The sequence below is a fragment of the Ralstonia sp. UBA689 genome (assembly GCF_002298975.1).
Lineage (GTDB): Bacteria > Pseudomonadota > Gammaproteobacteria > Burkholderiales > Burkholderiaceae > Ralstonia.
On the sequence record NZ_DBMV01000024.1, the window covers coordinates 116121 to 129016 of the forward strand.

General features: G+C 62.9%; 14 protein-coding genes. 7 read left to right on the forward strand and 7 right to left on the reverse strand.

Translation table 11 applies throughout. From position 1 onward, the window contains the following. The first annotated feature begins 30 nt into the window (after positions 1-30). Positions 31-513 carry a hypothetical protein gene (locus B4F51_RS11730; RefSeq protein WP_296225658.1) on the forward strand — a complete coding sequence of 161 codons (483 nt, stop codon included), beginning with the start codon at positions 31-33 and terminating at the stop codon, positions 511-513. Positions 514-559: 46 nt separating this feature from the next. Here the strand turns inward: B4F51_RS11730 and B4F51_RS11735 are convergent, their stop codons facing one another. The 4 genes from B4F51_RS11735 to B4F51_RS11750 are packed head-to-tail and all read right to left on the reverse strand — an operon-like array spanning position 560 to position 2886. After that, positions 560-1186 carry a phosphoribosyltransferase gene (locus B4F51_RS11735; protein ID WP_296225659.1) on the reverse strand — a complete coding sequence of 209 codons (627 nt, stop codon included), beginning with the start codon at positions 1184-1186 and terminating at the stop codon, positions 560-562. Between the two features lie 3 nt (positions 1187-1189). Further along, a complete protein-coding gene (locus B4F51_RS11740; RefSeq protein ID WP_296225660.1) occupies positions 1190-1873 on the reverse strand; it encodes a dienelactone hydrolase family protein in 684 nt (227 codons plus the stop codon). 34 nt (positions 1874-1907) lie between these two features. Next, complete coding sequence (locus tag B4F51_RS11745; RefSeq protein ID WP_296225661.1) at positions 1908-2372, reverse strand: cyclic nucleotide-binding/CBS domain-containing protein; 465 nt, start codon at positions 2370-2372, stop codon at positions 1908-1910. Between the two features lie 22 nt (positions 2373-2394). Further along, positions 2395-2886, reverse strand: coding sequence for a hypothetical protein (locus B4F51_RS11750; protein ID WP_296225663.1), 492 nt, complete (start codon positions 2884-2886; stop codon positions 2395-2397). A gap of 400 nt (positions 2887-3286) precedes the next feature. Here B4F51_RS11750 and B4F51_RS11755 point away from each other — a divergent pair, with 400 nt between their 5' ends. Next, positions 3287-3583: a hypothetical protein gene (locus tag B4F51_RS11755; RefSeq protein ID WP_414706749.1), complete on the forward strand. Its 297-nt coding sequence runs from the start codon at positions 3287-3289 to the stop codon at positions 3581-3583. A gap of 63 nt (positions 3584-3646) precedes the next feature. On the opposite strand, the gene B4F51_RS11760 is transcribed toward B4F51_RS11755, so the two are convergent. Next, positions 3647-5227: an AAA family ATPase gene (locus tag B4F51_RS11760; protein ID WP_296225664.1), complete on the reverse strand. Its 1581-nt coding sequence runs from the start codon at positions 5225-5227 to the stop codon at positions 3647-3649. 480 nt (positions 5228-5707) lie between these two features. Here B4F51_RS11760 and B4F51_RS11765 point away from each other — a divergent pair, with 480 nt between their 5' ends. The 4 genes from B4F51_RS11765 (at position 5708) to phbB (ending at position 9639) form a co-directional block, all read left to right on the forward strand. Further along, complete coding sequence (locus B4F51_RS11765) at positions 5708-7519, forward strand: adenosylcobalamin-dependent ribonucleoside-diphosphate reductase (RefSeq protein WP_296225665.1); 1812 nt, start codon at positions 5708-5710, stop codon at positions 7517-7519. 155 nt (positions 7520-7674) lie between these two features. Beyond that, positions 7675-8325, forward strand: coding sequence for a SagB/ThcOx family dehydrogenase (locus B4F51_RS11770; protein WP_296225666.1), 651 nt, complete (start codon positions 7675-7677; stop codon positions 8323-8325). Between the two features lie 8 nt (positions 8326-8333). Beyond that, a complete protein-coding gene (locus B4F51_RS11775; RefSeq protein WP_296225667.1) occupies positions 8334-8843 on the forward strand; it encodes a hypothetical protein in 510 nt (169 codons plus the stop codon). Between the two features lie 49 nt (positions 8844-8892). Continuing rightward, on the forward strand, positions 8893-9639 hold the full coding sequence (gene phbB, locus B4F51_RS11780; protein WP_296225668.1) for an acetoacetyl-CoA reductase: 747 nt from the start codon (positions 8893-8895) through the stop codon (positions 9637-9639). 65 nt (positions 9640-9704) lie between these two features. Here the strand turns inward: phbB and B4F51_RS11785 are convergent, their stop codons facing one another. Together B4F51_RS11785 and polX are read right to left on the reverse strand one after the other, a co-directional pair. After that, entirely contained in the window at positions 9705-10052 is a 348-nt protein-coding gene (locus tag B4F51_RS11785; RefSeq protein WP_296225669.1) for an HPF/RaiA family ribosome-associated protein, read from the reverse strand. A gap of 240 nt (positions 10053-10292) precedes the next feature. After that, positions 10293-12032 carry a DNA polymerase/3'-5' exonuclease PolX gene (polX, locus tag B4F51_RS11790; RefSeq protein WP_296225670.1) on the reverse strand — a complete coding sequence of 580 codons (1740 nt, stop codon included), beginning with the start codon at positions 12030-12032 and terminating at the stop codon, positions 10293-10295. Between the two features lie 244 nt (positions 12033-12276). Here polX and B4F51_RS11795 point away from each other — a divergent pair, with 244 nt between their 5' ends. Continuing rightward, on the forward strand, positions 12277-12870 hold the full coding sequence (locus B4F51_RS11795) for a rhomboid family intramembrane serine protease (protein ID WP_296225672.1): 594 nt from the start codon (positions 12277-12279) through the stop codon (positions 12868-12870). The last annotated feature ends 26 nt before the right edge of the window (positions 12871-12896 follow it).

Genomic DNA, 12896 nt, shown 5'->3' on the forward strand with positions numbered 1-12896 from the left:
TGACGGCGTCAACCCGTGAAAGGAGCGGATATGAATGAAGAAACCAATCTGCCATTGGCCGTCTTCAAGGCGCGGCTGGCGTTGACGCTGCAACTGGTCGAACTGCTGCTCGTCGCCCGGCAGCGCTGGCTGGCCCAGGGGGTCGATCACCTGGCAGACGATATCGACGAAATACAGGCCATGTACACCGAACTCATGGGCGTCTCGGATTGGGCCACCCTGGGAGCACTGTGGCCCGATGCCTGGTGGCGCGCGAGCCGGCACGGCGTCAGCGTGCTGGAGGGCCTCACCCGCACCGCTCTGGACAATCACACGGCGGCCGTGGGTCAGGCGCAGCAGGCTCTGAAGCAATGGCAGCAATCCGTGGTGCAGATACTGCATGCGGCCGGCAATACCATGCCGTTCCATGGGCTATTGGAGAACACGCTGCTGGCAATCACCCCTGCGCAAGTCCTGTGGCCAACGCTGCAAGCACCGAGCGACGGCGCCGGCAAGCGCGCAGCGGCCCAATAACCCGAACCACGCCCCGATCACCGGGCTGGGGCCTCAAGGTCATTCGTCATTCGGCATTCAGGGCGGCACACACCTGCGCATCTTCGACCTGCGGAAAGTCGTCGTAGTACCCCCCAACGGCGCGGAAGCCGGGCGGCGCATAAAGGCAGACGACCTCATCGGCCAGCGGGCGAATGTTCTCAAGGCTGTCCGGGGCAGCCACCGGGACGGCGCAGATCAGCCGTTTCGGTTGGCGCTGGCGCACGGCATGCAATGCCGCCCTCATCGAAGCGCCTGTTGCCAGGCCATCATCGACCACGATCACGACGCGGTCATGTACGTCGTACGGGCCTCGCCGCGGCGTATAGAGCGCGCGCCGCCGCCGGATGACATCCATCTGCTCGGCCTGCTCTTGCTCGAGATAGGTGGTGTCGGCGCCCACGCGCTCGGCATACGGTGCAACATAGGTCCAGCCGCTTTCGTCAACCGCGCCGACGGCCAATTCAGGATTGAAAGGCGCGCCCAGCTTGCGAACGAGAACGACATCAAGCTCTCCACCCAGCGCCGTGGCGATGAGCTGGCCCATGGGAACGGCACCCCGCGGAATGGCGAGCACCAGGGGATTGCCGCCCCGGTATTTGTCCAGCGCGAGCGCGAGCAACCGCGCCGCGTCCAATCGGTCTTTGAATCGCACGGTTCACCTCACTGACTGGCGGGGCTGTTCCTTCGCGCTGAGATGCTGCAAGAACCAGGCTCGCGCCAGTTCAGCCACGTGCTCGAGCGCGCCAGGCTCTTCAAACAGGTGCGTGGCGTGGGGCACCGTCTCCAGGGCCTTTTCGCATCGCATCTCGCTCAACGCTTGCCTGTTGAGATCGAGGACGTCCAGATCAGCGCCGCCTACGATCAGCAGGGTGGGTGACGCGAGCTGCGACAGCGCAAGCGGGCCAGCCAGATCCGGGCGCCCGCCGCGGCTGACCACCGCGTCGATCCGGTACAGATCGCCCGGCGTTGCGGCAGCTTGAATTGCAGCGGCGGCGCCTGTACTGGCCCCAAAATACCCGAGGCGCAGTTTGCGCTCTCGGACGATGTCGCCCACAGCGTGCGTGGCTGTGCGCAGGCGTTGCGCAAGCAGGCCGATATCGAAACGGCATGAGGCGTGCGCAGCCTCATCCTCGGTCAGCAAGTCAAACAGCAGCGTGCCCAACCCTGCTGCGTTGAGCTGATCGGCGACGTACCGGTTGCGCGGACTCCACTGCGAGCTGCCGCTGCCATGCGCGAAGATCACCAGACCGATTGCATTGCTGGGGCAAGTCAGGCTCCCTTCCAGCAGTTCGCCGTCGGCAACGATGGCCATGCTCCGGGAGAGGATTTCGGTGTTCATGCGATGAGGTCCTCGATGTTGGTCAGTTGTGGCCTCAGACGTTGAGCGGAGGCTCGACACTGCCGGTCGTTTCGCGCTCGCGCTCGTTGCGCACCAGACGTGCAATCAAGCTCCACTCGGCGGCCATCGCCTCCAGAATGTCGTCCAGGGACAGCACGCCGACGATTGCCTCGTCGGATGTCACCCCTACGCGCCTGACCCCTGCTGAGAGCATCTCCTGCAGGGCATCGCTCAGGCTGGCCTCAGGCGTGACATTGCGTACCCCTCGGCTCATCACGTCAGCCACACAGGTTTGGGTGGGGTCTACGCCCACGGCAACCGCGTCGAGCACGATGTCGCGGTCGGTGACAACGCCGATCGCGCGCGGGCCGGTGGGGCTGTTTTCCGTCACGACCAACGCCCCGACATGCTTCTGCCGCATCTGTTGAGCGGCTTCCTGAAGCGTGCAAGACAGTGGGATATGGACCGCGTTACGTGAATAAACATCTTGAACTCGCATGATCGGCTCCTGTGTGTGGTGGTCAGGCGGCATGTGCGCCTTGCGCTTGCACCGCTGGGCGCGGCACGGCCTTCTTCTTGGCCTCGGAATCGGGGAGTGCCGCGACATTGAAGCTATCGAAAAAGGCCCGCAACGAATCGGCGGACGCGGCAAACAACTGCGCGGAAGAGGTCTGGCCCGATGAGTGCTTCATCTGGTCGTTCCACTCCGTCACCTGGCGCAGATAGGCTGCCTGCAGGTTGTTCATAAAGTCGACCCACGTCTTCATGGCCGTTGGGCCATGACTGGATTGCATTTTCGTGAACAGGCTTTGCACGGCCGCCAAGGATGTCCAGTCGCGGGCTTTGGCCAGTTCATGCTGCATTTCGTGCACGTCTTCCAGCGCGGCTTCCGCCATCTTGAGACGAAGACGTGCGAACTCGATCTGCGCTTCGATGAAGAATTCAGCGGCGCGGCTGGCGTCGCGCATTGCCGCGCAAGCCAGGTTGCACGCCACATCTGCAGGTTGTTGCATTGCGATCTCCGTTCGGGCTTGCCGGCAGATGGAACGTGCGCCGGACGATTGGTCTGTATGCAGCGTAGGCACTCCACTATTGCCTGGCTTGATATGGCGCAAATTGGACGATGGGCACATGTGGCCCCGGCGGCGGCGCAGCGTTTCCGGGTGCTTGATTGCCTATGCCTGGAAGTGTTGATGCGGGTACGGATGCGAGTTGCCGGCAGTCATGCGGACGACAACCGAAGGCGTCTGCGTCGATGGCCGCCAGGCCTTGACTCCAGTCAACGAGAAGTTCCGACAGTTCACTATGCTTGAGAACGCCTCCAGCCCTCAACGAAAGCAGTGGTCTCGGGGGACGTTGATCCAACGATTCGTCGTGGATTCTCTATGGGAGCAAGAGATGAACAGGAAACTCATGATGACGCTGCTCGTTGCCGCAGCAGCGGCCACCGCTTCAGCCTATGCGCAGCAAAAGCAGGAATCGCCATACAGCGATGGAGCAAAGGCCGGCAAGACCGATCCCTACACGGAAGGTGCCAAGCAAGCCAAACGCGATCCCTACACGGAAGGCGCCCGGAGCGGCAAGTTTGACCCGTACACAGAAGGCGCCCGGAGCGGGAAATTCGACCCGTACACGGAAGGGGCCAAGCAGGGCAAGCGCGCGCATACGGAAACGCGAGACCCCAATACCGACGGAGCACATTCGAAGTAAGACGCCATTTCAGAATGGTCCTGGTGCCGTGATGTGGCCAAGCGATATCCGAGTCGATTCGCGTTACGTACGAGTCGACGCAGACTGCTTGGCCAGCATCCGTTTGAGGTAGGGAAGCACCAGGCGAATGCCACCTGGGACAACATGCGCGCGCTCTTCTGCGGTCAGTGGCTGTTGTGAGGCCATTTGGGCGCTCAACACCGAGAGGTCCGCTTCGGAGGGGTCGCGACCATCGCGCATTCTCGACCGGATGCGCATGCGCAGGACGCTAGGGTCCGCAGCACAATCGGCAATCAAGATGGGCACGCCCAGACGCCGTGCCAGCGCGAAAAATCGCTTGCGCTGGCGCTCGGCCAGGAACGTGGCATCGGCAATCACCGGAAAGCCGGCACTGACACCAATCTTGCAGATGGCTGCGAGGCGGCGGTACGTCTGATCGATCGCACGCGGCGTGTAGCGATCGGCCGGGTTAGTGCAGCCGCCATGCCTGCGCTCAGTGTCGGAGCGGGCGCGGATCATGCCTTCGGACTCGGCAAGCTCGGCAGCGCGGGTTGATTTTCCGCTGCCCGATAGGCCATGCATGAGGAGAATGCAGCCATCGCGTCGGCTGATCAGGCTTTGCGACAAATCGAGCAGCCTGTGCGCCTCGTCACGCTGCGCGGCCGCCAGCTCAGGCGTGTGCTTCTCCTCCAGTTGATGGGCTCGCTCCAGCAGGACGCGGGCACGTACCAGCGCGCGCATGGACGCATAGAAGGGCAGCAGCGGCAGCCCTCCATAGTCTCCACAACGTTCGAGATAGCGGTTGATCAGACGGTATGCGAGTTGAGGGTGGTTCGATGCAAGAAGGTCCATGAACAGGAAGGCGACGTCGTACATGGTGTCGATCCAGCGCAGCGGTGCGGAGAACTCCAGGCAGTCGAACGGTGTCGGTTTGCCATCGAGCAGGACGATGTTGCCCAGGTGGAGATCACCGTGGCATTCACGGATGTGTCCGGTGCGCCGGCGTGACGCGAAAGCCTTTTCGAGCAGGGCGGCTTGCCGGGACAGCAGGGCTATGCTGTCCGATGCTTGCCGCAGGTCGGTGCTGCGTGCCACAGCCCCTGCTGCGCAGTCTTCTAGCGTGCGTTGGATGCGTGCCGGCGTTCCGTAATCAGTGTCCAGGTCTGCGAGCGGCGCAGCCCTGTGAAAGTCTGCAATCAGGTCGGCCAGCGAATCGATCTCCCGAGGCCCCAGCCGCCGGTCGAGCGCCATGGTGCTCAGGAGATCCTGCTGATGAAACCGTCGCATGCAAACCGCGTACTCGATGGGCTCTCCTCGTCCGCTTACACGGATGGCGCCGGTGGCGGGGTCGCGGGAGATGGGCACCACGCCAAGGTAAAGGTCCGGCGCAAGACGACGGTTGAGCCGCCATTCCGTGTCGCAATCGGCCTGCCGCGCAGCGGGAGAAGAGAAATCCACGAAGTCGAGCGTCACCGGCTTGCGAACCTTGTACGCAAAAGCGCCCGCCAAGAAAACCCAGGAGAGGTGGGTTTCGATCATCCGCAAATCTGCCGCGGGGTGCGGATAGGCCGCCGCATCCAGCATGCCCGCGACGAGCGCTTCGGCATCCTGGCTGGTTAGGGGGGAGTTCGATAATTCGGGCATGCGCGTGTGTCGCCTCCTGATTGTCAATATCGCGCTGCCCTGGCAATGCACGCCTGACGCAGATCAACCTCAGGGCAGGGCCATTGCCTAGCATGAAATCACCATCCTCCCGGGTGAACTCCATGAAAGCGTTGGCTTTAGAGCGTTCCGGCAGGATCGAGTTGATACACAAGCCAAAGGCGGGGGAAACGCATGCGCTCAAGGTCATCATCTCCGCCTAGCCGGGTGCAAGGTGCCGGCCAAAGGCAGCCAGTCAACTGCGCTGCCTACAGAGCTTGCATGCCGGCCTGTCGGTGTCGGTACGGGGCCGATTCCTGTTTCGGCCACCCGGATCGTCATGGCCGTGTCGTCCGGCGAGAACGTGACACACATGCCAAGTCCACCACCTGGCGCATGGCATCGCTGGGCTGTGCCAGCAAACGTGCGCTGGCATTCATGAGCGCAGACTGACTTGCACGCTGCCTAGCCCAGGAGGAGGCCATGCGGGCGGAAACGCCGATCAATCCGGAGGTGTTGTCGCCCGTCTGCGCTGCTGTGCTGGCGGATCGCTATCTTGCGCCGGGCGAAATGCGGCGCGATCAGGTCTTCCGGCGGGTCGCGCATGCGCTGGCGGCCGCGGAGGCCCCGGAGCAGCGTGCGCATTTCGCGCACCTGTTCTACGTCAACATGCTGCACGGCGCCATCGGGGCGGGCCGCATCATGGCGAATGCGGGTGTGGACCGACGCGCCACCATGGTGAACTGCTTTGTTCACCCCATCGCCGGCCCGGGTGCGCAGGTGGCGCATGCTGCCGACATCGAGCGGGCGTTAAAGCAGGCGCAGATCACGCTGCGCATGGGCGGCGGCGTCGGCTACGACTTCTCTGCCGTGGCCCCCGTCGACGCGCGGCAAGCGGGGGCGGGCAACGGCAGCGTATGCGAAGTCATCGAGCGCTTCGACCACGTCTGCACGACGCTTGCACTGGCCGACACGCGCGGCGGTGCGCAGATGGCCGTGCTGCGCTGCGATCACCCCGATCTTGTCGCATTCGTCGCGGCCAAACGCGGGCGCAGGCGCTGGACCACATTCAATGTCTCGGTTGCCGTCACCGACGCTTTCATGCAGGCGGTTGCCGACGATGGGCTGTGGCGGCTGCAACATCCTGCCGCACCCAACGCGCGGCAACTGGCAGCCGGCGCCCACCTGCTGGACAACGGCAACTGGTGCTATGCAACCGTGCCCGCACGGCAACTGTGGGACACGATCGTTGAAGCGGCGCATTGCAGCGCGGAGCCCGGCCTGCTGTTTATCGACACCATCAACGCCGCCAACGATCTTGCCGAGATCGAAACCATTGCCGCCACCAACCCCTGCGGCGAACAGCCCCTGCCGCCCTGGGGAAGTTGTGTGCTCGGCCCGATCGACCTGTCCAGGTGGGTGCAATGTCCGTTTGGCGTCGGTGGGCCGCCGATGTTCGACTTTGTGGGGCTCGGCCGGGCAGCACAGGTTCAGGTCAGGATGCTCGACAACGCCATCGACATTACGCGCTGGCCGTTGGCCGAGCATATGCATGAGGCTCAGGCCAAACGCCGGATCGGCGTCGGCGTGACCGGCCTGGCCGATGCGCTGACGATGATGCGCTTGCCGTATGACGCGCCCGAAGCGCGAAACATGGCCACCCAGATCGGGCGATGCCTGCGCGACAACGCCTATGCGGCGTCTGCGGCATTGGCGCGGGAGCGCGCTCCCTATCCTTTGTTCCGGGCCGAGCGCAGCCTTGCACCGGAGCATTTCGTTGCCACCCTGCCCAGTGCCGTGCGCGAAGCCGTCGCCCGCCACGGATTGCGCAACAGTCATCTGCTTTCGCTGGCGCCAGCAGGCAGCGTGAGCCTGGCTTTCGGCGGCAATTGCTCCAGCGGCATCGAACCCGCGTTCGATTGGACATACCAGCGGCGGGTACGCATCCAGCACGGTCCGCCGCAGCTCTACCGTATCGAGAATCACGCTTACCGATGCTTCTGGGCCGCGCATGGAGATCACGTTGTGCTGCCCAGCTACTTCACAACCGCGAGCCAGATCGACGGCTCCGACCATCTGCGCATGGTGGCCGCGCTGCAACCGTTCATTGACGCCTCGATCTCGAAAACGGTCCTTGTTTCAACCAGGGTATCGCCCACTCAGGTCGGGGCATTGCTCTTTCATGCGTGGCAGCTACGGCTCAAGGGCATCACGATCTTCCGGCCGGATCCCGAAGCAGACGACGTGCTTTCCGTGCTGCCGGCGGTGGACGGCCGGCCCGCATGTTTCTGCTGAGCACGCCACACCGTTGTGCCTCCGCTTGGCGCAACCTGTTCTCCTGCCGACGCCCCGTCCGGTTGACCCTCGTCAACACCAAACGGCGGCGTCTGACTACGCTCGAAACAGCCGGGCGATATTGCCCGATCTTTCAGTGTTCTGAGGCCATTGCCATGAGCGAAGCTGCGCTTCTTTCCTACGCGCCGGTGCACCCGGTGTTGCCCAAGCCGGCAGCAAATGCCGCGCCTGCCACGATTGCACTGCCACCGCCTCACCTTGGTGGAGGCACGGTATTGATGGCGGCGCTAGCCCAACGCAGGAGCGTGCGCGAGTTTGCGCAGACGCCACTCTCGCTCCAGCAGCTCAGTGAACTTCTATGGGCGGCGGACGGCATCAACCGGCCTGAGACGGGCGGACGCACCGCGCCTTCAGCGCATGGTCTGAACGAGATCGACATCTACGTCGCGTTGCCGGAAGGCGTTTATCACTACGAACCCGTTTCGCACCGCCTGCGGCTCAAGCATGCCGTGGACGCACGCGACCTGACCGGTTATCAGGACTTCGTCGGCAAGGCACCTCTGGACCTGGTCTACGTGGTCAACCACGCGCGCGCAGATCAGATGCCGCAACCGCAGCGCGACACGTTCTCAGGCGTGGCTGCGGGCGCGATGTCACAGAACGTATCGCTGTATTGCGCGTCGGCAGGCTTGGTCTGCGTGGTACGCGGCTGGCTTAACCACCGTCTGCTGGCCGAGGCCTTGTCGCTCAACGAGGATGAGGTTCCGGTGCTGGCGCAGACGGTGGGGTGTCCTCTTGCAGAGTGAGGTGAGCGATGCACCGGATTGCAGTTTCCCTTCCGAGGTACTGCCTGGCGGCGCTGGTATTGCTCGCAGGCCAGACAGCCGTCGCAGCCGAGTCCGGCACCGCTGTCACGCCGGAAATTCACTTCGAGAATGACATCGCCTATGTTTCGGGAGGTATCGGGCGCGACGAGCGGGACGCCATGCATGCGATTGCCAGCCGGTTCAACGTTCGGCTGAACGTGGTCTCCGCAAAGAATGGAGAGGCGTTGTCCGATGCTGAGGCTGCCGTGGTGGATGGCAGCGGGAAGCTGCGCCTGACTGTGCATATGGCCGGCCCGCTGTTGTATATGAAACTCCCGCACGGGCGCTATCAGGTCACCGTGAAATATCGGGGCGCGATGCAGACCCTGAACCTTCAGGCAGGCGCGCAGCCCGTCGATGTCATCGTGCATCTGCCATCGGAGCCCGGGCCAGAGGAGTGGCTGCTCTGCAAGCGTGGATGTGCCCAGGATTCTTTACGCCGGCCAGCAGGACGCTGAAGCATGCATGGCAGGGTTTCGACACGCAACGCAACCAAACGACATTGACATGACAACAGACCGCATCGCGCTGATCACCGGTGGTATGGGAGGGCTGGGGGAGGCCATTGCAGTCCGCCTGCATGCCCAAGGGCATCGGGTGGCGGTTACGTATTCGCTCGGCAACACGCGCGTCGCGTCATGGCTGGCGGAGCAGCAGGACCATGGCCGCGAGTTCCAGGCCTTTGCCGTGGACGTGGCTGACTACGCCACCTGCCAGCGCTGTGCTGAGGACGTGGTCTCGAAAGTCGGCCCGGTGGATATTCTGGTGAACAACGCCGGCATCACGCACGACATGACCTTCAAACGCATGACGCTCGACGCCTGGCGGCAGGTTTTGGCAACCGATCTCGATTCGGTCTTCAACATGACCAAACCGCTGTATGAAGGCATGCTCGCGCGCGGCTGGGGCCGCGTCGTCAACATCTCGTCGGTCAACGGGTCAAAAGGGGCGTTCGGCCAGACCAACTATTCGGCAGCCAAGGCCGGCATCCATGGCTTTACCAAGGCGCTGGCGCTGGAGTGCGCAGCAAAGGGCGTGACGGTCAATACGGTATCGCCCGGCTACCTTGCCACCCGCATGACACGGGATATCCCCGAAGACATCATGCAGCAGCGCATCCTTCCCCAGATTCCGTTGGGACGCCTTGGCCGGCCGGATGAAGTCGCTGCGTTGGTGGCGTTTCTCTGCTCAGAAGACGCGGCTTACATCACCGGGGCAAACATCGCCATCAATGGCGGTTTGCACATGCAGTAGCGCAGCCATCATGGCCGACGGAGGGGGCAGGGGCGCGAGAGACCTGATCGGCGCCCCTCGACGTGCTATGTGCCTGCCGTTTGATCTCCATGCTGGTCAGCGCGCGGCCGATGTTTCTGGACGGTTTCGGCAACCATGCGCTCCAACTGTGCAAAGGCCTCACGCAACGCGACGTACACATCCTCGTCGGAGGCCTTGCTGGAGATCGGTGCATGGTGAGGCATCGTTACGCCGATGTGCGCGCTGAACGGACGCCCCTGCTGCTGGTGCCTGGCTTCCAGGGCGAGGCTGACACGGCAGCGTGTGATTTGATCGCAAATGCGGCCGAGATGATTGACCTGATGCGTCACCGCCTCTTCAACCGCTTTGGAGTGGGGGATGTCTTGGAACGAGATGTCAATCGGCAGTGTCACGTTGGTACTCCATCGAACAATAAACAGAAAGATCACGCGAGACACACTGTGCTGAATCCGCGACGTGCTGGAAACAGCGCAATTGCGCAGCGGCGTGCATGTCTATTTTTACTGCTGGCGCGCGCGCCAGATTGACGTGCATCAGGGCGCGGTCAATTCACTCCAAGCTGTTGTGGTTCCGGTACGGACTTGTCCGTTCGTTATCGAAGACGCTTGCCAACACGGCGAGCGCGTCGTCGCCTACATGGTCCGTTTCAACAGCGGAAGCAAGGCTTTGAGCGATCGTGTGTTGAGCACGTCGGCCTGCCCAAGCCAAGCCCGCCGCGCCTGCGTGACGCCAAACGACAGGTTCGCCAGATCGGCCCGGCTGTGCGCATCCGAAGCGATGCTGACCAGCACGCCTTCGGCCTTTGCCAGCCGGCATCCATGATCCGACAGGTCAAGGCGTGCGGGTTGGGCATTGGCTTCAACGTAGCAGCCGCGCTGGGCGATGGCTTTCAACACCCGCTGCAGGTCGATATTGCAGGCATTGCGCTCGCCGATCAGGCGGCAAAGGGGGTGCGCCAGAATGCTGAAATGCGGGTGGTCGATCGCGCGCAGAATGCGCGAGGTCTGCTTCTGCAGCGGCAGGTTGAAGTGACTGTGAATGGCCCCGACAACCAGGTCCAGGCGCCCCAGCACCGCGTCGGGCAAATCCAGCGAACCGTCTTCCAGGATGTCGACCTCGATGCCCTTGAGCAACACCGGCCAACCGCTATGTTCGGCGTTGAAACGATCGATCGCATCGGCCTGGGCGGCCAGGCGTTCAGCCGTCAATCCATGCGTGACGGCAAGCCGGGGCGAATGGTCGGTAATCGCCAAGTATTGAAGGCCTTGCAGACGGGCTTGCTCAGCCATCTGTTCCAGGCTGGCCATTCCGTCGCTGGCAGAAGTGTGAACGTGCAGATCGCCCTTGATGTCGCTTTCTTCCACCAATGACGGCAGCGTGCCTTTGTGCGCCGCCTCGATCTCGCCTTGGTCTTCACGCAGTTCAGGGCAGATCCACGGCAGGCCGATGGCGCGGTAGACCGACGCCTCGGTTTGACCGGCCACCCGTTCCTTCCCACGAAACACGCCGTATTCGTTGATCTTCAGCCCTTGTGCCTGCGCGATCTTGCGCAGCGCGATGTTGTGAGGCTTCGAACCCGTGAAATACACCAGCGCCGCCCCGAAGGCGTCGGGTTTGACAACCCGCAGGTCGATCTGCATGCCGTTCTTCAGCACGACGCTGGCGCGCGTGGTTCCGGCGGAAATCTGGCTGGCGACGTCTTGATAGCGGACGAACTGATCGATCACCTGCGCTGGGCGCCGGGCGGTTGCCAGAAGGTCGAGATCGCCAACGGTGTCGCTCCCTCTGCGGTAGCTGCCCGCGACAACGAGCTGTTCCGTTGCGCCGCTTGCCGACAAGTAGTGTGCCAACGCGTCGGCGCACGGCTTGGCGACGACGAGCCCATAGCGCCGATGGCGCTCCAGACGCGCGGTGACGGCCTCAAGCAAGCGCGATTCGCTTTGAGCGCCAAAACCGTGAAGCTCACGAATTTGGTGTGCGGCCGCCGCCTGGGCCAATTCATCCAAGGTGGTGATCCCCATTTCGTGTTGAAGCACCCGGGCACGCTTTGGGCCTAATCCTGGCAACTGGAGGAGTTGCACCATGGATGGGGGGACCTCCGTGCGCACACGGTTGAGCATGGCGCACGTTCCTGTTTCGACAATCTCGCGCATCTTTGCGGCAAGGTCTGTGCCGATGCCGGGCAGCTCGGTCAAGTCCGCACCACGCGCCAGCATGGCATCGACACCCTCCGTCATGCCTTCGACGACGCGCGCGGCGTTGCGGTAGGCGCGCACCCGGAACGGATTGGCCTCTTCGACCTCAAGAAGGTCGGCGATTTCGTTGAAGACCGCCGCGATGGCCTGGTTCTGAGAGGAAGCAGCTTGCGGCATGAGGATGTCCTTGTTTGTGTACGTGAGGCCACTTGACACCAACGCGCATCGACCAGGCCTAGCCTGTGTGCAACGTTCGACGCTTCATGGTTCCATCGTTTCAGCTACGGGCAGTTTGATCTTGCGGCACATCAAACCAAGTGCCATCTCTGTGGCGCCGCAAGCGACCGCGCAGCCGAGTTGCGCAAGATCAACCCGGCAGACCCGAGCGCTCGTATCGTGAGCACAGATCAAAGGGTTTTGCATGGTTCGGTTGCTCATCCTTGCCAATGTCGTCGCATTCGTCGCAGAACTGTTTGCGGGGGATGCGCTGATACGCGTTTTTGCCTTGTGGCCACTGGATGGGTCGGGTGGTGATGTCGGCGCCGTATTCATGCCATGGCAACCGCTGACTTACGCGTTTCTGCATGCAAACGGCGCGCACCTGGCGTTGAACATGCTGGGTCTCTATATGTTCGGGCGTGACATCGAGCGCACACTGGGCGGGCGGCGCGCCTGGCTGCTCTACATGGCCAGCATTCTGAGTGCCGCCTTCGCTCAAATCGCCTGTACGGTCTTGGGAATCCTGCCCGCAGGCCCGGTGATTGGCGCTTCGGGAGGCGTGTTCGGACTGCTGCTCGCCTATGCCGTGCTATTCCCAAATCGAACGATCGTTCTGTTGATTCCACCGATTCCGATGCCCGCCTGGCTGTTCGCAACGCTCTACGCCATCATCGAACTCACGCTCGGCGCGAGTGGAGCACAAAGCAACGTCGCGCACTTTGCTCACCTGGGCGGCATGGCGGGCAGCGGGCTGCTGCTGTGGCATTGGCTGCACGGCGCGGCACGGGAATCGTAGAACCTTGCACCGCACCTCGTCGAACA